Raw genomic sequence first — 19535 nt, forward strand, 5'->3', positions numbered from 1 at the left:
CTCCTGCACGTGCTCCGCGAGCTCGGCATCTGACCCTGGAGCATCTGACCCTGGAAAGGACGCTGTGAACCTGATCGACGAGACCATCGCCGCCATCGGCCCGCTGGACGAGGCGGCCATGCGGGACGCCCGCGACCACCAGGCGCGGCTCACCAAGCCGCCGGGGTCCCTCGGCGTCCTGGAGGAGGTGTCGGTCAGGCTCGCCGGGCTGGCCGGGCGGTGCCCCCCGCCGCTGCCCGAGCCCGCCGCCGTGGCCGTGTTCGCCGCCGACCACGGCGTCCACGCCCAGGGCGTCACCCCGTGGCCGCAGGAGGTCACCGCGCAGATGGTGGCCAACTTCCTGGCCGGCGGCGCCGTGGTCAACGCGTTCGCCGCCCAGGTCGGCGCCCGGGTCAGCGTGGTCGACGTCGGCGTCGCCGCCGAGCTGGACGCCGCCCCCGGCCTGCTCCGGCGCAAGATCGCGCCCGGCACCGCGGACATGACCGCCGGACCCGCGATGACCGCCGCGCAGGCCCGCCGCGCCGCCGAGACCGGCATCGAGGTGGCCCGCGAGCTGGCCGCCGAGGGCGCCCGCTGCCTGATCACCGGGGACATGGGGATCGCCAACACCACCGCGTCCGCCGCGCTGATCGCCGCGTTCACCGGCCTGCCGCCGGAGCGGGTCACCGGCCGCGGCACCGGCATCGACGACGCCACGCACGCGCACAAGGTCGAGGTCGTCCGCGCGGCCCTCGCCCGGCACGGGCTCCCGGACGGGTCCGCGCCGCCGCTGGAGGTCCTCGCCGCGGTCGGCGGGCTGGAGCACGCCGCGCTCGCCGGGTTCGTCCTCGGCGCGGCCGCGCTGCGCGTCCCGGTCGTCCTCGACGGGGTGATCGCCGGGGCCGCCGCGCTGGCCGCCGCGGCGCTGTGCCCGGACGCCCTCGGCGGGTGCGTCGCCGGGCACCGCTCGGCCGAGCCCGGCCACGCCGCCGCCGTCGAGGCGCTCGGGCTGCGGCCGCTGGTCGACCTGGAGCTCCGGCTCGGCGAGGGGACCGGCGCGCTGCTGGCGTTGCCGCTGGTCCAGGGCTCGGTGCGGGTCCTGCACGAGGTCGCCACGTTCGACTCGGCGGGCGTCAGCGAGAAGGACGCCGGGCACCCGTAACGGCGTGATCACGGGTTGAGTCACGCTCGGCTATCGAACGAGCGGAGCCCCTCTCCATGAACTCCATATCCCGAGTACCTTTGTTCCGCAAAGACACTTGCCGGTCACCGTCGTCCGCAAGCCATCCGCATGCGAACAGCTGAGAGAACCACCACGTGCCCCCGTACCTGCTAGGCCTGCGACTCGCCGGGCGACGCGTCCTCGTCGTCGGCGGGGGCCGGGTCGCCCAGCGGCGCGTCCCCGCGCTGCTGGACGCGGGCGCCGACGTCGCCCTCGTCTCGCCCTCCGTCACCGCCACCCTGGAGGGCCTGGCCGAGCGCGGCCGCATCACCTGGCACCGGCGGCCCTACCGGCGCGGCGACTGCGCGGGCGCCTGGCTCGTCCAGGCCGTCACCGACGACGCCAAGGTCAACGGGGACGTGGTCGCGGAGGCCGACGCCGCGCGCATCTGGGCGGTGCGGGCCGACGACGCCGAGTCGTCCCCGGCCTGGACGCCCGCGAGCGGGCACGCGGGCGACGCGACCGTCGGCGTCCTGCTCGGCGGCGACCCGCGCCGCGCCGCGGGCATCCGCGACGCCGTGGTGGAGGGGCTCCGCGACGGCGGCCTGGAGTCCCGGCACTCCCGGCAGAAGCCCGCCGGCGTCGCGCTCGTCGGCGGCGGCCCCGGCGACCCCGGCCTGATCACCGTGCGCGGGCGGCAGCTGCTCGCCATGGCCGACGTCGTCGTCACCGACCGGCTCGCCCCCGGCGGCCTGCTGGACGAGCTGGCCGCCGACGTCGAGGTGATCGACGCCGCCAAGATCCCCTACGGGCGGACGGTCGCGCAGGACCGCATCAACGAAAGCCTCGTCGAGCACGCGAAGGCCGGGCGCTTCGTCGTCCGGTTGAAGGGCGGCGACCCGTTCGTGTTCGGGCGCGGCGGTGAGGAGGCCCTGTACTGCGCCCGCCACGGCGTCCCGGTCACGGTCGTCCCCGGCATCACCAGCGCCGTCGCCGTGCCGTCCGCCGCGGGCATCCCCGTCACCCACCGGGGGGTGTCGCAGGAGTTCCACGTGATCTCCGCGCACGTCCCGCCCGGCCACCCCGGCTCGACCGTCGACTGGGCGGCGCTCGGGCGCGCGAAGGGCACGATCGTCCTGCTCATGGCGGTGGAGCGCATGGCGCTCATCGCATCGGCGCTCATGCGCTATGGTCGATCGTCCGACACCCCGGTGGCCGTGGTACAGGACGGCACGCTCCCCGGCCAGCGCGCGCTGACGGCGACGCTGGACACGGTGGCCGACGAGATGGCCGCCGCCGAGGTCCGGCCCCCGGCGATCGTGGTCGTCGGCGACGTGGTCAACGTGGCACGAGAGATCGACATGATTCGAGCGGACATGGGACGGGATCCGTGACACCCCCGGCAGAGCGAAGCGCGGTCCACGACGAGGAGGCCGCCGGCCAGGGACGCGGGATCGAGGACTCCGCGACGCCCGGCCGGGGCGCCGTGCCCCGGAAGGCCGCGCCCCGGAAGGACGCCGTGCCAGAGAATGACGCCCCCCAGCGCACCGACACCCCCGAGACCGCCGAGACTCCCGAGACCGCCGAGAAGCCCGCCGCGTCCGGCAAGGCCAAGGGCGGCCGGCGGCGCGCCCCCCGCACCGGCGCCGCGACCGGCGGCGGGACGGTCCGGCGGGGCGAGCTGATCCGCGCGCTGACCGCGCTGCGCGATCAGCTCGGCTCCTTCGACCTGCTGCTGGACGTGCCCGGCGTCCAGGAGGCCCGCGAGGCCCGCGACGAGCTGCGCGCCCAGCTGGAGGACTACGTCCTCCCGCGCATCCAGGCCGCCGGCGCCCCCATGCTCGTGGTGCTCGGCGGGTCGACCGGCGCCGGCAAGTCCACGCTGGTCAACACGCTCGTCGGGGCGCGGGTGAGCGCCACCGGCGTGCTGCGCCCCACCACCAGCAGCCCCATCCTCGTCTGCCACCCCGACCACACCGAGTGGTTCATGAACGGGCCGATGCTGCCCGGCATGGGGCGCGTCCGCGGCCCCGCGCCCGACGCCATCGCCGGCGACCAGCTCGTCATCATCAGCAGCGACGTCCTGCCGCCCGGCCTCGCCCTGCTCGACAGCCCCGACTTCGACTCGGTCTTCGAAGACCACTACGAGTTCGCGACCAAGCTGATGGCCGCCGCCGACCTGTGGCTGTGCGTCACCACCGCCGCCCGGTACGCCGACGCGCAGGTCTGGCAGATGCTGCAGCGCGCCAGGGAGAACGGCGCCACGATCGGCGTCGTCCTGTCCCGCGTCCCCGACGGCGCCGGCGAGGAGGTCGTCGAGCACTTCGGCCAGATGCTGGACGAGCACGAGGTCGGCGACGCGCAGCGCTTCACCATCCCCGAGACCCGCATCGAGAACAGCCGGCTCCCCGAGGAGACCGTCGAGGACATCCGCGAATGGCTGATCGGCGTCGCCGAGGACGCCGAGGACCGCGAGATCGTCATCAGCGACACCCTCGCCGCCGTCCTGGACAGCCTCCGCACCCGCGTCCCCGAGGTGGCCCGGCAGGTCGAGGCGCAGGTCGAGCAGCGCGCCGAGCTGGCCCGCGAGGTCGAGGCCGGGTACGGCACCGCGCTCGCCGAGCTGGACGAGGCCACCCGCAACGGCTCGCTGCTGCGCGGCGAGGTGCTCGCCCGCTGGCAGGACTTCGCCGGCACCGGCGACCTGCTGAAGTCGCTGCACGTCCAGCGGTCCCGGCGCGGCCGGGCGGCCGGCCGGCGCGCGGGGCGGCGCAGCCCCGCCCGGGTGCGCGCGCTGAAGGCCGCGCTGCGCAGCGGGCTCGAATCGCTGATCATGTCGTCCGCCGAGCACGGGGCGGAGCAGGTCATCGCGCGGTGGCGCGACCACCCGGCCGGACGCCAGGTCCTCGCCGGGACGGACGCCGACCTCGCGCACGTCTCCCCGGAGCTGTCGCGCCGCGTCACCCGGGCCGTCAGCTCCTGGCAGGACCACGTCCAGGAGCTGATCCGCACCGAGGGCGTCACCAAGCGCTCGGTCGCGAAGCTGGTCTCGTTCGACACCGAGGCGGTCTCCCTCGTCCTGATGATCGGCCTGCTCGGCTACGGCACGTCCGACGTGGCCGTGGAGGGCGGCAACAGCGCCGTCCCGCAGCGGCTGCTGAAGGCGCTGTTCGGCGCCGAGTCGCTGCGCGGCATGGGCGCCAAGGCCCGCGCCGACCTGCGCAGCCGCATCGGGATGCTGTTCGACGAGGAGGCCATCCGGTTCGGGCAGGTGCTCGACTCGGCGGGCATCCCGGACGAGACCGTCCCCGTCCAGCTGTACCAGGCCACCTACAACCTCGAGGTTGCCCGATGACCACCTCGGCCATCCCCGCGAACTCGCCGGCGGGAACCGGCGGGATCCCGACGCTCGGCGAGCCCGCGCCCGCCGCCGTCCCCACCGGCCCGCCCGCGCTGGTCGACCGGCTGAACGCCCTCGACCGGCTCGTGCAGGCCGGCTACGGGCGGCTGGAGCAGCCCGTGCTGGACGACGCCGGCGCGCTGCTCGACCGGGCCGGTCAGCGGCTGCGGCTGTCCGGCGACCACACCGTCGTGACGCTCGCCGGCGGCACCGGCAGCGGCAAGTCCTCGCTGTTCAACGCCATCTGCGGGCTCGAACTGTCGCCGACCGGGCTGCGCCGCCCGATGACGTCCCAGGCCCACTCCTGCGTCTGGGGGCTGGACGGCGCCGGGCCGCTGCTCGACTGGCTCGACGTCGACAAGCGGCACCGCTACGCCCGCGCCAGCGCCCTGGACATGGAGCGCGCCGACGCCGGACTGCAGGGCCTCGTGCTGATCGACCTGCCCGACCACGACTCCATCCAGGCCGTGCACCGCGCCGAGGTCGACCGGTTCGTCACGATCGCCGACCTGCTCGTCTGGGTCGTCGACCCGCAGAAGTACGCCGACGCCGCGCTGCACCGCAACTACATCGTCCCGTTCGCCCGGCACACCGGCGTCACCCTGATCGTCCTCAACCAGGTCGACCGGCTCGCCCCGCACGAGATCGACGACTGCGTCGCCGACCTGCGCCGCCTCCTGGAGGCCGAGGGCCTCGCCGACCCGCGGATCGTCACCACCTCCGCCGTCGCCGAGGACGGCGTGACCGGGTTCCGCGACATCCTCGTCGACACCGTCGCCGCCCGCCGCGCCCGCACCGAGCGGCTGTCCGCCGACGTCGACCGGGTCGCCGAGCGCTTCACCGCCTACCGCTTCGACGCCGAGCCGCCCAGCACGGTCGACGAGGCCCACCGCGCCGAGCTGATCCAGGCGCTCACCGACGCGGCCGGCGCGCCCGCCGTCGCCGAGGCCATGGAGAGCGCCTACGAGCTGCGCGCCTCCGACTTCGTCGGCTGGCCCGTCGCCGCGATCGTCGCCCGGCTCCGCTCGGACCCGCTGCGCCGCATGCGCCTCACCGAGCTGCGCGAGGAGCTCCGCAACGCCTTCACCGGCCCGATCGGCGCCCAGCAGGGCGACGTCGACAACGCGCTGCAGAGCGTCACCGAGGGCATCACCCCGCAGCTCCCGACCCACTGGGGGCGCTCCGTCCGCGCGGCGGCCCGCTCCCACGCGACCGAGATCCCCGAGGCGCTCGGCGAGTCGCTGCGGGAGGCCCTGCCCACCTTCAACGCGGTGCCGCGCTGGTGGTGGCTGGTCAAGACCTGGCAGTACTTCCTCGTCCTGGTCGCCGTCCTCAGCGTCGTGTGGATCGGCTTCCTCGTCGCCTTCGGCCTCTTCGGCGACGGCGACTCCGACGGCCTCATCGGCCAGGCGGGCCTGATCCCCTATGTGGCCGTCCTGGTCGTCTGCACCCTGGGGATGGGCTGGCTGACCGCCTCGGCGTGCCGCAACCTGGTGGCCCTGTCGTCCGCCAAACACGGCGAGAAGATGGAGCACCACATGCGCCGGGGCATCGAGCGCGTCGCCTTCCAGAAGGTCATCGAGCCCATCGAGGACGACCTGGACGTCTACGCCCGCTTCCGCCAGGACGTGACCATAGCGCTGGGCTGAGTTATCCACAGTTCCGCGACTCCCGGCCCCGCCCGCCTCCGCCGCGCCACCGTTGACCCGTACGCGAGACAACGGAGGCCACAGTGAACGAGGCGCACGTGACCATCACCGGCTGGGTCGCGGCGGAGCCCCGCTACGCCGTCACGTCCAACGGAACCCCTTTCCTCTCCCTCAGGGTGGGCTGCACGCCCCGCCGCTTCGACCGCCAGACCAACCAGTGGCAGGACGACGAGCCCCTCCACGTGACGGTGAACTGCTGGCGCAACCTCGCGGAGAACGTCAACGCGTCCGAACTCCAGCGCGGCACGCCGGTCGTCCTGACCGGCCGCCTGCGCATCCGCCAGTACGAACGCGACGACCAGTGGCGCTTCTCCGCCGAGGTCGAGGCCATCACCCTCGGCCCCGACCTGAACCGGGGCACCGTCGACTTCCGCCCGGCCCAACGCAGCGGCCCCCTGACCGAAGAAGACCGCCGCCTGGCCCGGGAAACCGCCGACCAATGGGCCCTGACCGCCCCGGCGGAAGAAGACGAACCCAAAGCCGCCTGACCCCCGGGCGGCGCCCCGAAAGAAGAACGGCACCCGACCGCCGCCACTGCTGACGACGTGCCCGCTACGCGCTGGCGCACCCCTGAGGGATTTCCGATGCCGGGCCGTCGACGACCTCAGGTGCGTTGCCCGGCGGGGCTCGCCGGAGGGGCAAGGGATCGGGGGAGCGGGGGCGTGGCCGGCGCGGTCGCCGGTCTGCGCCCCCGCGCCATCGGGGTTTTGCGGCCTGGTCAGATCCAGGAAATGCCGCGCATGGCGATTTCCCCCTCAGGATGTGCCGAGCACCGCGATTCCGCGGGCCCTGATGCGGCTGACCGGAGCGGTCACCCGCATGTGCCTTCCCGAACGTACCTGTTTCACGCCCCTTCCGCACAGGTTGCAACTATCGTGTTACACAACGTGATTCGCGTAAGGGGGAAGGATGACGGCAGTGCAGTCGTCCGCCGAGGACCGTGGTGGGGAGCTGGCCCGCGGGCCCGGGCGCCGGGCGCGACTGGGGCGTCCGTCCCTGCTCGCGGTCTACGTGCCGGTGGTCGTCGCCGTCCATCTGGGGCTCGCCGTCGCGGGGCTGGTGGACACCCCGTTCCGGGGCTACGACCTGATGACGTTCGCGGCGCTGCTGGCGTCCGGGGCGGTGTGCATCGAGGCGACCCGGCGGCTCGGCATGCCGGCCGGCGTCGCCCGCGACCTGCTGTCGGCGTGGTGGCTGCCGGTCGCGCTGCTGCTGCCGCCGGTGTACGCGCTGCTGATCCCGCTGCCGGTGCAGGCGCTGCTCCAGTTCCGGGTGCGCCGGACGCTGATCTACCGGCGGGCGGTGGTCGCCGCGGCGCTCGGCATCGCCGGGGCGTGCGCGTCGGCGGTGTTCCACGTCGTGGTGCCCGAGCCGCTGGAGGGGGTGCCGCAGTGGGTCGTCGAGGCGTACCCGGGCATCCCGGCCGCCGTCGGCTGCGCGGCGCTGTTCACGGTGGTGAACACCGCGATCGTCGCGGTCGCGGCGCACGCGGCGAACCCCGAGAGCCGCTGGCGGGACGTCCTGTGGACGCGCGAGAGCCTGCTGCTGGACATCGTGGAACTCTGCGTCGGCATCCTCGTCGCGATCACCAGCGCCCTGTCGCTGGGCCTGCTGTTCCTGGCGCTGCCGCCGGTGATGCTGCTGCAGCGCAGCCTGATGCACCAGCAGTTGCAGGCCGCGGCCCGCACCGACGCCAAGACCGGCCTGCTGAACGCGGCGGCCTGGCAGCGCGAGGCCGACACCGAGCTGTCCAGGGCGCAGCGCACCCACGACGCCGTGGCGCTGCTCCTGATCGACATCGACCACTTCAAGCGGGTCAACGACACGCACGGCCACCTGATCGGCGACCAGGTCCTCGTGGGGGTGGCCAGCACCCTCTGCCACCAGCTGCGCGACTACGACGTGGTGGGACGCTTCGGCGGTGAGGAGTTCGTGGTGCTGCTGCCGGGCGCCGACACCGTCGAGGCGTGCCGCGTCGCGGAACGCCTCCGCGGCCGCGTCCGCAGGCTGGCGGTACCGGCCGAGGAGGGAACGGTCACGGTCACGGTGTCGGTCGGCGTCGCGCTGTTCCGCACCCACGGCCAAGACCTGCTGGAACTGCTGGCCGCCGCCGACCTGGCCCTCTACCGCGCCAAGTCGTCCGGCCGCGACCGAGTCTGCCTACCGGCCCTGGAGGGCCCCAGGGCCTCCGGCAGCCCCTGACCCCCGCCGCTCGGCCGGACCGCGCGAAGCGCGTCCGGCGTGCGGGGCCCGCATGCTCTCCAGCCTCGGTGACGGTCCCCGGTACGGGGGTGGCTGGGCTTGAGGCGACCAAGCGGTGCTCGGAACCCCCTAGTCTTGGGGATATGGCCGAGTACATCTACACGATGCAGCGTGTGCGCAAGGCACATGGCGACAAGGTCGTCCTGGACGACGTTACCCTGCATTTCCTACCGGGCGCGAAGATCGGCGTCTTGGGGCCGAACGGCACCGGTAAGTCGACGCTGCTGCGGATGATGGCCGGTCTTGAACAGCCCTCCAACGGCGACGCGCGTCTCATGCCGGGTTACACCGTCGGCATGCTCCAGCAGGAGCCCCCGCTGAACGAGGAGAAGACCGTCCTCGGGAACGTGCAGGAGGGCGTCGCCGAGACCAAGGCGATGCTCGACCGGTTCAACGAGATCGCCGAGAAGATGGCGACGGACTACTCCGACGAGCTGATGGAGGAGATGGGCAAGCTGCAGGAGCAGCTCGACCATCGCAACGCGTGGGACCTCGACAGCCAGCTCGAGCAGGCGATGGACGCGCTGCGCTGCCCGCCCGGCGACGCCGACGTCACGAAGCTGTCCGGTGGTGAGCGCCGGCGTGTCGCGCTGTGCAAGCTGCTGCTTGAGGCTCCCGACCTGCTGCTGCTGGACGAGCCCACCAACCACCTGGACGCGGAGAGCGTCCAGTGGCTGGAGCAGTTCCTCGCCAAGTACGAGGGCACTGTCCTGGCGGTCACCCACGACCGGTACTTCCTCGACAACGTCGCGACCTGGATCCTGGAACTGGACCGGGGCCGCTGCTACCCCTATGAGGGCAACTACTCCACGTACCTGGAGAAGAAGGCCGACCGGCTGAAGGTCGAGGGCAACAAGGACGCCAAGCGCAAGAAGCGCCTGCAGGAAGAGCTGGAGTGGGTCCGCTCCAACCCGAAGGCGCGGCAGACGAAGAGCAAGGCCCGTCTGGAGCGCTACGAGGAGATGGCCGCCGAGGCCGCCAAGACCCGCAAGCTCGACTTCGAGGAGATCCAGATCCCGCCGGGTCCGCGCCTCGGCAACACGGTGATCGTCGCCGAGAAGCTGAGGAAGGGCTTCGGCGACCGCGTCCTCATCGACGACCTGTCGTTCAACCTGCCCCCGAACGGCATCGTCGGCATCATCGGCCCGAACGGCGTCGGCAAGACCACGCTGTTCCGCATGATCGTCGGTGAGGAGCAGCCGGACGCGGGCGAGCTGCGGCTCGGCGAGACCGTCAAGATCGCCTACGTCGACCAGGGCCGCGGCGGCATCGACCCGAACAAGACGGTGTGGGAGGTCGTCTCGGACGGTCTCGACCACATCAACGTCGGGCAGGTCGAGATGCCGTCCCGAGCCTACGTCGCCGCGTTCGGCTTCAAGGGCCCCGACCAGCAGAAGCCCGCCGGCGTCCTGTCCGGTGGCGAGCGCAACCGCCTCAACCTGGCGCTGACCCTCAAGCAGGGCGGCAACGTCCTGCTGCTGGACGAGCCGACCAACGACCTGGACACCGAGACCCTCTCCAGCTTGGAGAACGCGCTCCTCGAATTCCCCGGCTGCGCCGTGATCACCTCGCACGACCGGTGGTTCCTGGACCGCATCGCCACCCACATCCTCGCGTGGGAAGAGGGCGCGAACTGGTTCTGGTTCGAGGGCAACTTCGCCGACTACGAGAAGAACAAGATCGAGCGCCTGGGCGCCGACGCGGCCCGCCCGCACCGCGTGACCCACCGCAAGCTCACCCGCGACTGACCGCGCCGGCGGCCGCGTGATTCCCGAGACCACGCGGCCGCCGCACCGCACCCCCCCGGCGACGCGCCGCGAGAGCCCACCCCCTCACCGCATGCCGTCCCGCCCGCCGACGGCTATCACGCGCCCGCGATCTGATGCCGGCTGCTCCGGGGTGGGCACATCCACCCGCACCGACCACCCCGGTGTTCGCGGGATTCGCGGGGACCACCCGCGGCCAGCGTGTGCGAAGCGCCCATGCCCGCCCACCGCGGTTCTCCGTGGCCGGGCCGCCAAGTGCCGGCCGCGCTCGCGGTGCCGTTGCCGCCCGCACTGCCGTGTCGCCAACCGACCGCTGTCCGGCGGTCTTGGTGGTCGTGGGGGTCTCCAGCTGATCGTGTGGCCAATGGGCGCGAGCGAACTCGGCCGTCTCGCTGTGGTGATGCTGTGGAATGCCGCCGCTTGGGCGATTCTGACCTGAACTGCTGGGCTTCGGTGCGGCATGGCGCTCCAAGGTCGTGTTGGTTGGTGGGTGGTATTTGGGGTGTGGAAATGGTTTGTGGTGGAGTTGGGGGAATGTCGGGTTCGGGGGTTGTTTGCCAATTTTGTGATGATCTTTACTCGGGAGTATCAGGGCTGGTGGGCGGGGGTAGGGGGTGACCTGTTGGTCATTGCTGAGGGTGATCAGTGGTGAGGGTGCAGGTCGTCGGTGCCTTTGAGGTGATGTTGGCGATTGTGAGCTCCGGTGGCAGCCATATGCGTAAGACTGGGGTGAACGTTGTTCCCGCGTTCCACAAGGAGCTTTCGTGGGGGAGGCGCAGTGAACGATGAGCGGGAGTCGGTGACGTCGTTTCCCGCGTTCCACCGGCACTGGACGCCGCGGCTCACCGGGTATCTGCGGGCCCAGACGGCGGACGGGCGGTGGGTCGAGGACATCGTGCGGGAGAGCCTGCTCGCCGCGCGGTGCCGGTGGGACGAGCTGGTCACGTGCGAGCGGCCCGGCGTCTGGCTGTTCCGGATCGCGACCACCATGCTGCGGCGCTGGCAGGCGAAGGCACGGGAGCAGTGCACGTCGCTGGACGAGATGGTCGCGGGCGAGGCGCCGGAGACGGGCGTCATGGCCGCGGTGCGGAGCCTGCCGCGGCGGCAGCGGGAGGCCGTCGCGCTGCACTGCCTGCTGGAGTTCCCCGTGCCGGACGTCGCGGCCATCCTCGATGTGAGCGAGGACGCCGCGGCGCTCCATGTCGACCGGGGGCGGCGGAGGCTGGACGGGCTGGTCCGCGAGGTGTGCCGTGAGTCGGCGTTGTGAGCCCGGCGGGTTGGACGCGGTCCTGGCGGCCGAGGCGGCGGCGCTGGACGACGGCGAGTTCGCCGTCGGGCTCGCCGAGGTGGAGGAGGAGTTCCGGCGCCGGCAGCGCGACGACATCGCGCGGGCGCGGCACGCGTCGTTCGTGGAGTCGCTCGAACTGGACCGGGCCGCCTACGAGCTGGCGTGCCGCCATGAGGTGGACGGGGAGCTCGGGGAGGCCGTCCGGTGGTACCGGATCGCGGCCGGCAACGATCACGCGGACGCCGCGCTGCGGCTGGGGCGGACGCTCGACCGGCTCGCGCGCGCCCGGGGCCGCGTGGAGCTGCACCTGGTCACCGAGGCGGCGCAGGCGTACGCCGAGTCCTACGCGGCCGGGTATCCCGAGGCCGCCGACCGGATCGACGAGATGCTCGCCGGATACGCGTGCGGGCGGGAGTCCCCGCCGCAGGCGATGGCGTGCCACCGGGTCCACGATCTCGCGGCGGTGGACGGGGTGCTCAGCGAGGAGCGGATCCGGGAGCTCAGCCGGCACGCCGCGCGGTGCGTGCCCTGCCTGGCGGAGTTCGTCGCGCTGCTGAAGAGCGCCTCGGCCGCGCTGCCGTCCGGTGGAGTCGTCGACCCGTACGAATGATGCCCGCCGCGCATCGAACAATGCGTTTTTCGTGTTGGACAGGTATCGATCCCGTCTCCTATCGTCCGATTCGGACCCCACGGAGGAGGACGGACCCTTGCCGCAGCTCACCGGACGCATGGTGATCGGCTTCGACCGCGTCGCCGGCACGGGGAGGGCGATCACCGCGGTCGATCCCCGGACCGGTGACGGCCTCGGTCCCGAATACCGCTACGGCGACGAGGGCGATGTGGCCCGCGCCTGCGCCCTGGCGGAGGAGGCGTTCGACGCCTACCGCGCGACGAGCGCCGAGCGGCGTGCCGCCTTCCTCGATGCGGTCGCGGGCAGGCTGGACGGCCTCGCCGATGTGCTCGTCGAGCGGGCCATGTCCGAGACGGGCCTCCCCGAGGCGCGGCTGACCGGGGAGGTCGGCCGCACCACCGGGCAGCTGAGGCTCTTCGCCGACGATCTGCGCGCCGCTGCCGTGAACGGTTCGCTGGACGGTCTCCGCGAAGGCGACCGGCCGCTCCTGAGCACCGACCCCGCGAACGAGGGCGGGCCCGAGATCCGGCAGGGGCGGGTGCCGCTGGGGCCGGTCGCCGTCTTCGGCGCGAGCAACTTCCCGTTCGCGTTCTCGGTGGCGGGGGGAGACACCGCGTCGGCGCTGGCGGCGGGATGCCCCGTGGTCGTGAAGGCGCACGATGCCCACCCCGGGACGTGCGAGCTGGTCGGGGAGGCGGTCTCCGAGGCCGTCCGGGAGGCGGGCCTGCCCGAGGGCGTGTTCTCGATGCTGTACGGGGACGGCCCCACGCTCGGCATCGCGCTCGTCACCGATCCGCGCATCCAGGCCGTCGGGTTCACCGGGTCGCGCAAAGCGGGCCTCGCGATCGCGCGGGCGGCGGCGAACCGGCCGCGCCCGATCCCGGTCTACGCGGAGATGAGCAGCGTCAACCCGGTGTTCCTGCTCCCGGACGCCCTGGCGGCCCGCGCCCGCGAGCTGGCCGAGGGGTTCGCCGGGTCGGTGACGCTCGGCGCCGGGCAGTTCTGCACCAACCCCGGGCTCGTCTTCGCGGTCAAGGGCCCGCACCTCGACGCGTTCCTGGACGAGGCCGCGAAGAGGATCGCGGCCGACCCCGGCGCGCCGATGCTCACCCCGGGCATCGCGAGCGCCTACGCCGAAGGCGTCCGGCGGCTGGAGGGCCGTCCCGGCGTGGAGATCGTCGCGCGCGGGCGGGCGCCCGGCGCGGCGGCCGGCTGCCGGGCCGCGCTCGCCGCGGTGGACGCCGCGGACTTCGGCCCGGACCTGGAGCAGGAGATCTTCGGCGCCTGCTCGCTGGTCGTGCGCTGCGCCGACCTCGACCAGGTCATCGAGACGGCGCGCGGGCTGGAAGGGCAGCTCACCGCGACGATCCACGGCGCGGGTGACGACGCGGCGCGGCTGCTGCCCGTCCTGGAGCGCCTGGCCGGGCGCATCGTGTGGGACGGCTGGCCCACCGGCGTGCGGGTCGGGCACGCGATGGTCCACGGCGGGCCGTTCCCGGCGACGTCCGACGCGCGCACGACATCGGTGGGGAGCCTGGCCGTCGAGCGGTTCCAGCGGCCGATCGCCTACCAGGGGGTTCCCCGATGAGCACGCCGGTCGTCACCGGGATGCGGGTCGTGCCCGTCGCCGGCCGCGACAGCATGCTGCTCAACCTGGGCGGCGCGCACGGGCCGTTCTTCACACGGAACCTGCTGCTGCTCACCGACTCGTCGGGCGGCACGGGCGTCGGCGAGGTGCCGGGCGGCGAGGGCATCCGGCGGACGCTGGAGGACGCGCGGGAGCTGATCGTCGGCAAGCCCATCGGGCGGTCGGACGAGATCCTGAACTCCGTCCGGGCGGCGTTCGGCCACCTCGACGCGGGCGGGCGCGGCCCCCTCACCCACGACACGCGGATCACCGTGCACGCGCTGACCGCGATCGAGTCGGCGCTGCTCGACCTGATGGGCCGGTTCCTCGGCGTGCCCGTGGCGGCGCTGCTCGGCGACGGCGTCCAGCGCCGGACGATCCCGATGCTCGGCTACCTCTTCTACATCGGCGACCGGAACAAGACCGACCTTCCGTACGAAGCTCCCCCGGAGGGCGCGGACGGCTGGTTCCGCGTCCGGCGCGAGGAGGCCATGACGCCGGACGCGATCGTCCGGCAGGCGGAGGCGGCGCAGGAGCGGTACGGGTTCGCCGACTTCAAGCTCAAGGGCGGCGTGCTGCGCGGCGACGAGGAGGCCGAGGCGGTCCGCGCGCTGGCCGAGCGGTTCCCCGGCGCCCGCATCAACCTCGACCCGAACGGCGCGTGGTCGCTCGACGAGGCGATCCGGATCGGCACCGCGCTGAAGGACGTCCTCGCCTACGCGGAAGACCCGTGCGGCGCAGAACTCGGCTATTCCGGACGCGAGACGATGGCGGAGTTCCGCCGCGCGACCGGCCTGCGCACCGCCACCAACATGATCGCGATCGACTGGCGCGAGCTGGGCCACGCGATCCGGCTGGACGCGGTCGACATCCCGCTCGCCGACCCGCACTTCTGGACGATGCGCGGCTCGGTCCGCGTGGCGCAGCTCTGCGAGGCATGGGGCCTGACCTGGGGTTCGCACTCCAACAACCACTTCGACGTGTCGCTGGCGATGTTCACGCACGTCGCCGCCGCGGCCCCCGGCGAGATCACCGCGATCGACACGCACTGGATCTGGCAGGACGGCCAGCGCCTCACCCGGGACCCGCTCCAGATCGTGGACGGCGCGATCGACCTGCCCGACCGCCCAGGGCTCGGCGTCGAGATCGACGAGGAGCGGGTGGAGGAGGCGCACCGGCTCTACGTCGAGCACGGGCTGGGCGATCGCGACGACGCCGCGGCGATGCGGTACCTCATCCCCGGCTGGACGTTCGACCGCAAGCGCCCCTGCCTCGTCCGGGACTGAACCCTCGCGGGTAGCATCGGGCCGACCCCGGTTCCCTATATCCCAGGCGAGGACATGCAGCGGACGCCCCCGGCCGAGTACCGGCACGTCTACGAGTTCAACATCCGGTTCGGCGACATCGACTCCCAGGGCCACGTGAACAACGTCAAGTTCCTCGGCTACCTGGAGGACGCGCGGCTGGAGATGTTCCACGGCGACCCGGTGCGCAAGGGGGAGCAGCCCGTCCGCGGCATGGTGATCTCGCGGCACGAGATCGACTACCGGATGCCGCTGCTGCCGACCGTGTACCCGATCAGGGTGGAGACGTGGGTGACCGAGGCCCGCGCCGCGTCCGTCAAGCTCGCCTACGAGGTGCGGGACGACGAGAACGTGTACGCGGAGGCGACCTCGACGCTCGTCGCGTTCGACGTGGAGGCGAACCGGCTGCGGCGCTGGACGCCGCAGGAGCGGGAGTTCATCGGACGCTACGTGGCGCCCCGCGCATGACGGCGCTGGCCGGGCAGCCGCCCGCGCTGGACCGGCGCCGGACCGGGGTGCGGATCCGCGTCGTCCGGATGGCGGACGCGGACGCGCTCGCGGCGCTGGTCCGGGAGAACCGCGAGTACCTGCGCCCCTGGGAACCGGAACGGGACGAGTCGTACTTCACCCTCGACGGCCAGCGCGACAACCTGCACGACCTCATCGAGGCGTACGCGATGGAGGAGATGTGGCCGGGCGTCATCCTGGTCGACGGTGAGATCGCCGGGCGGATCACGCTCAACAACATCCTGCGCGGTCCCCTCCAGAGCTGCTTCGTCGGTTACTGGGTGGCGCGCGCGCACGCCGGCCACGGCGTCGCCACGGAGGCGTTGAGGCAGGCGCTGGACGCCGCCTTCGGGGCGCTGCGCCTGCACCGCGTCGAGGCGTTCACGCGGGTCGACAACCATGCGTCCCAGCGCGTCCTGCTGAAGAACGGTTTCACCGCCGTCGGAACGGCCCGTCGCCACATTCACCTGGACGGACGCTGGCATGACGAGCGCCTTTTCGAATGCCTGGCGCCGTGGGACGACGGAGTGTCCCCGAATCCGCCGGCCTGAGCGGTGTTCCGGCCACCCGTCCGGTGACAACCGGCGCGTCACGGATAGATAACAAGCGATACAGCAATCCGTTTTAGGCCCTCTTCTCCCTCTAGTGTCGCGACGCGAATGTGGAGAACCCACGTGAAAGGGGCACAATGCGGCGCGTCTCACGAGGAGCGATGGCACTGCTGCTCGCCGCCGGAATGACCGGGGCGGGCGCCACGGCTGCGCAGGCTTCGATCACCGCGCGGGCGGGTGCGGCCCAGGCGGGCGACATTCTCGCCCAGCTCAAGGCGATTCCCGGAATGCAGGTGACGGAGAAGGCCTCGACGATTCCCGGCTACCGCTGGTTCTGGCTGGAGTACCGCCAGCCCGTCGACCACCGCAGGCCGTCGGGCCAGTGGTTCGAGCAGCGCATCATGCTGCAGCACAAGTCGGCGGACAAGCCCATGGTGCTCTACACCAGCGGCTACAACACGCCGGAGGTGATGTTCACCTCCGAGCCGACGGCGCTGGTCGACGGCAACCAGATCTCGGTCGAGTACCGCTACTTCACCCCGTCCCGCCCGGAGCCGACGGACTGGAAGAAGGACACGATCTGGCAGGCCGCCACCGACGAGCACCGGCTGATCCGCGCGCTCAAGACCATCTACAAGGGCAAGTGGATCTCGACGGGCGCGAGCAAGGGCGGCATGACGGCCGTCTACCACAAGCGCTTCTACCCCCACGACGTGGACGGCAGCGTCGTGTACGTCGCGCCCAACGACGTCAACAACAACGACGACCACGCCTACGACCAGTTCTTCAAGACCGTCGGCGATGACCCCAAGTGCCGTGCGCACGTCAAGGCGCTCGCCCGCGAGTTCCTCAAGCGCCGCCCCGCGATGCTCAAGCGCTTCAAGGCCGCCGCCGACGAGCAGGGCCTGACCTTCACGATCCTGCGCACGCAGGACCGCGCGTTCGAGAACTCGGTGATGGACTACGAGTGGGCGTTCTGGCAGTACAGCCTCCAGTCCGACTGCGCGTCACTGCCGCCGGTGGACGCCTCGGACGACGAGCTGTACCAGACGCTCGACACCATCTCCGGGCTGTCGTTCTACAGCGACCAGGGCCTCGCGCCGTACATCCCGTACTACTACCAGGCGGGCACGCAGCTCGGCTGGCCGTCGCCGAAGTTCAAGCACCTGAGGCCGCTGCTGCGGTACGAGAGCAGCTACCAGCCGCGCACCTACGTCCCGCGTGACATCCCCATGCGGTTCGACCGCGGCCGCGCCATGCGCGACATCGACCGCTGGGTGCGCCACAACTCCGACCACATGCTGTTCCTGTACGGGGCGAACGACCCGTGGGGCGCCGAGCCGTTCACCCTCGGCCGGGGCGCCCGCGACTCGGCCGTCTACGTCGCGCCCGGCATGAACCACAGCGCCCGCCTCATCGCCAGGCTGCCCGCCGACGAGCAGGCCGCGGCGGTCGCGGACGTCAAGCGCTGGGCGGGCGTCGAAGCCGGCGTCCAGACCTTCAAGGCGGCCCCGCGCGCCGACGACCCGCTCCAGCTGCAGCGCCCGCCGCTGTAGCAGGACGTCGCACCGGCGAAGCTCGCGGTGCGCCGGCTGTGCGCTGACCCCTGGCACAGCCCGGCGCACCGCGTCGCCGTCTCCGGCGCGCCGCCGGACCCGTGGTGCTCACTCGGCCGGTGCCGCACGCGCGGTGCTACTCGGGCGGTGCTACTCGGGCGGTGCGAGCCAGGCCGAGGTGTTGCCGGGGAGCAGGTCGCCGTAGAGCGGGGCGCTCGTCAGGAGGGGGGTGCCCGGCGGGAGCCGCACCGGGTTCTCCCCGCAGTTGAGCGCGCACGTGAGCGGGCCGCGCCGGAAGAACAGGGCCGTGTCGGGGGAGTCGAGCCACTCCAGTTCCTCCGGCAGGTCGCCCGCGAGGCGGCGGCGCATCGCCAGCGCGCCGCGGTAGTACGCCAGCATGGAGGACGGGTCGGACGCCTGCGCCTCCACCGTCATGGACGCCCAGTCGCGCGGCATCGGCAGCCACGGCCGGACGCCGCCGGGAGAGAACCCGTACGGCTCGGCCCGGCCCGACCACGGCAGCGGGACGCGGCAGCCGTCCCGCCCGGCGAGCTCCCCGTTCGTGCGCTCGAAGATCGGGTCCTGCCTGGCCTCGTCCGGGAGGTCCTTCACCTCCGGCAGGCCGAGTTCCTCGCCCTGGTACAGGTACGCCGACCCCGGGAGCGCCAAGAGCAGCAGGAGCGCCGCCCTGGCCCTGGCGCGGCCGATCCCGGGGAAGCTCCCCGGCTGCTCGTAGCGGGTCACGTGCCGGATGGAGTCGTGGCTGGACAGCACCCACGTGGGCGCGGCGCCGGTGGGCGCGACGGCCTTCAACGCGGCGACTATCACGTCATGGAACGCCTGCGCCGACCACGGAGCCAGCTGCAGGTCGAACTGGAAGACCTGGTGCAGTTCGTCCGGGCGCAGGTAGAGCGCGAGGTCCTCGGGGCCGTCCGTCCACACCTCGCCGATGGCCATGCGGTCGCCGTCGTACCCGTCCAGGATCCGGCGCCAGCGGCGGTACACGTCGTGGACTTCGGGACGGCTGTAGATCGGTCCGTTGAGGGCGCGGCGGTCGTTCGGGCCGAGGTCGCGGAGCGATTCGTCCTTGAACAGGCCGGCGGCCACGTCGATGCGGAAGCCGTCCACACCGCGGTCGAGCCAGAACCGCAGGACGTCCTCGAACTCCTGCCGGATCTCCGGGTTGCGCCAGTTGAAGTCGGGCTGCTCGCGCGCGTACAGGTGCAGGTACCACTCGCCGTCGTCCACCTGAGTCCAGGCCGGGCCGCCGAACGCGGACGGCCAGTCGTTCGGCGGCCGCTCCTCGCCGGGGCGCCCGCCCGGCTTGCCGGGGCGGAAGATGTAGCGCGACCGTTCGGCCGACCCGGGCGGCGCGGCCAGCGCCTCCTGGAACCAGCGGTGCCGGTCGGACGAGTGGTTCGGGACGATGTCGATGATCAGCCGCAGGCCGTGCGCGTGGACGTCCGCGACGAGGGCGTCGAAGTCGTCGAGCGTGCCGAACCGGGGGTCGACGTCGCGGTAGTCGGCCACGTCGTAGCCGCCGTCCGCGAGCGGGGACGTGTAGAAGGGGGTGAGCCAGAGCGCGTCCACGCCGAGGTCGCGCAGGTGGCCGAGCCGCGACCGGATCCCCTGGAGGTCGCCCTCGCCGTTCCCGTCGGAGTCGGCGAAGCTGCGGACGTAGACCTCGTACACGACGGCGTTGCGCCACCACGGGATTCGCGTCATACAGCCCGATCTACCCGGATACGCGGGACCGGTCACGTGATCGCGTCACATGCGCGCGCCGCGCGTGC

15 protein-coding genes are annotated in these 19535 nt (G+C 72.6%); 14 read left to right on the forward strand and 1 reads right to left on the reverse strand.

Going from position 1 to position 19535, the window contains the following annotated elements:
- From cobT to ACIWVC_RS02910, 14 genes are all read left to right on the forward strand, one after another.
- Positions 1-1141 (forward strand): nicotinate-nucleotide--dimethylbenzimidazole phosphoribosyltransferase (gene cobT / locus ACIWVC_RS02845; RefSeq protein ID WP_396453763.1); only part of this gene is annotated, 1141 nt, incomplete at its 5' end.
- A 155-nt stretch (positions 1142-1296) separates the two neighbouring features.
- A complete protein-coding gene (gene cobA / locus ACIWVC_RS02850) occupies positions 1297-2535 on the forward strand; it encodes a uroporphyrinogen-III C-methyltransferase (protein WP_396445105.1) in 1239 nt (412 codons plus the stop codon).
- A 125-nt stretch (positions 2536-2660) separates the two neighbouring features.
- A complete protein-coding gene (locus tag ACIWVC_RS02855) occupies positions 2661-4496 on the forward strand; it encodes an AAA family ATPase (protein ID WP_396445104.1) in 1836 nt (611 codons plus the stop codon).
- Positions 4493-6190: a GTPase family protein gene (locus ACIWVC_RS02860; protein ID WP_396445103.1), complete on the forward strand. Its 1698-nt coding sequence runs from the start codon at positions 4493-4495 to the stop codon at positions 6188-6190. Before ACIWVC_RS02855 ends, ACIWVC_RS02860 begins: the two co-directional genes overlap by 4 nt.
- 83 nt (positions 6191-6273) lie before the next feature.
- A complete protein-coding gene (locus ACIWVC_RS02865; RefSeq protein WP_396445102.1) occupies positions 6274-6738 on the forward strand; it encodes a single-stranded DNA-binding protein in 465 nt (154 codons plus the stop codon).
- Positions 6739-7159: 421 nt separating this feature from the next.
- On the forward strand, positions 7160-8452 hold the full coding sequence (locus tag ACIWVC_RS02870) for a GGDEF domain-containing protein (RefSeq protein ID WP_396445101.1): 1293 nt from the start codon (positions 7160-7162) through the stop codon (positions 8450-8452).
- A gap of 143 nt (positions 8453-8595) precedes the next feature.
- Positions 8596-10260 (forward strand): energy-dependent translational throttle protein EttA, encoded by a 1665-nt coding sequence (gene ettA, locus ACIWVC_RS02875; protein WP_396445100.1) that lies wholly within the window; start codon positions 8596-8598, stop codon positions 10258-10260.
- Positions 10261-11056: 796 nt separating this feature from the next.
- The gene (locus tag ACIWVC_RS02880; RefSeq protein ID WP_396445099.1) at positions 11057-11545 is read left to right on the forward strand and encodes an RNA polymerase sigma factor; all 489 of its coding nucleotides are present in this window, start codon (positions 11057-11059) and stop codon (positions 11543-11545) included.
- Positions 11529-12176 carry a hypothetical protein gene (locus tag ACIWVC_RS02885; protein WP_396445098.1) on the forward strand — a complete coding sequence of 216 codons (648 nt, stop codon included), beginning with the start codon at positions 11529-11531 and terminating at the stop codon, positions 12174-12176. Before ACIWVC_RS02880 ends, ACIWVC_RS02885 begins: the two co-directional genes overlap by 17 nt.
- 97 nt (positions 12177-12273) lie before the next feature.
- Positions 12274-13785, forward strand: coding sequence for an aldehyde dehydrogenase (NADP(+)) (locus ACIWVC_RS02890; RefSeq protein WP_396445097.1), 1512 nt, complete (start codon positions 12274-12276; stop codon positions 13783-13785).
- Positions 13782-15110, forward strand: coding sequence for an enolase C-terminal domain-like protein (locus ACIWVC_RS02895; protein WP_396445096.1), 1329 nt, complete (start codon positions 13782-13784; stop codon positions 15108-15110). The genes ACIWVC_RS02890 and ACIWVC_RS02895 overlap by 4 nt, the downstream gene beginning before the upstream one ends.
- 54 nt (positions 15111-15164) lie before the next feature.
- Positions 15165-15596, forward strand: coding sequence for an acyl-CoA thioesterase (locus tag ACIWVC_RS02900; RefSeq protein WP_396445095.1), 432 nt, complete (start codon positions 15165-15167; stop codon positions 15594-15596).
- The gene (locus tag ACIWVC_RS02905) at positions 15593-16186 is read left to right on the forward strand and encodes a GNAT family N-acetyltransferase (RefSeq protein WP_396445094.1); all 594 of its coding nucleotides are present in this window, start codon (positions 15593-15595) and stop codon (positions 16184-16186) included. The genes ACIWVC_RS02900 and ACIWVC_RS02905 overlap by 4 nt, the downstream gene beginning before the upstream one ends.
- Positions 16187-16347: 161 nt before the next feature.
- Positions 16348-17742 (forward strand): S28 family serine protease, encoded by a 1395-nt coding sequence (locus ACIWVC_RS02910; protein ID WP_396445093.1) that lies wholly within the window; start codon positions 16348-16350, stop codon positions 17740-17742.
- A gap of 150 nt (positions 17743-17892) precedes the next feature.
- On the opposite strand, the gene ACIWVC_RS02915 is transcribed toward ACIWVC_RS02910, so the two are convergent.
- Positions 17893-19467, reverse strand: a complete 1575-nt coding sequence (locus ACIWVC_RS02915) for a glycoside hydrolase family 13 protein (RefSeq protein ID WP_396453765.1) — start codon at positions 19465-19467, stop codon at positions 17893-17895.
- Between the last annotated feature and the right edge of the window lie 68 nt (positions 19468-19535).

Source organism: Actinomadura sp., from assembly GCF_044508335.1.
In the GTDB taxonomy this organism is placed as follows: Bacteria; Actinomycetota; Actinomycetes; order Streptosporangiales; family Streptosporangiaceae; genus Spirillospora.

What these genes read in the sequence shown, in the direction of transcription:
- ACIWVC_RS02905 (WP_396445094.1), top strand. Translation starts at nt 15,593, where the DNA reads ATGACGGCGCTGGCCGGGCAGCCGCCCGCGCTGGACCGGCGCCGGACC.
- ACIWVC_RS02900 (WP_396445095.1), top strand. Translation starts at nt 15,165, where the DNA reads ATGCAGCGGACGCCCCCGGCCGAGTACCGGCACGTCTACGAGTTCAAC.
- ACIWVC_RS02915 (WP_396453765.1), bottom strand. Translation starts at nt 19,467, where the DNA reads ATGACGCGAATCCCGTGGTGGCGCAACGCCGTCGTGTACGAGGTCTAC.
- ettA (WP_396445100.1), top strand. Translation starts at nt 8,596, where the DNA reads ATGGCCGAGTACATCTACACGATGCAGCGTGTGCGCAAGGCACATGGC.
- ACIWVC_RS02860 (WP_396445103.1), top strand. Translation starts at nt 4,493, where the DNA reads ATGACCACCTCGGCCATCCCCGCGAACTCGCCGGCGGGAACCGGCGGG.
- ACIWVC_RS02910 (WP_396445093.1), top strand. Translation starts at nt 16,348, where the DNA reads ATGGCACTGCTGCTCGCCGCCGGAATGACCGGGGCGGGCGCCACGGCT.
- ACIWVC_RS02895 (WP_396445096.1), top strand. Translation starts at nt 13,782, where the DNA reads ATGAGCACGCCGGTCGTCACCGGGATGCGGGTCGTGCCCGTCGCCGGC.
- ACIWVC_RS02870 (WP_396445101.1), top strand. Translation starts at nt 7,160, where the DNA reads ATGACGGCAGTGCAGTCGTCCGCCGAGGACCGTGGTGGGGAGCTGGCC.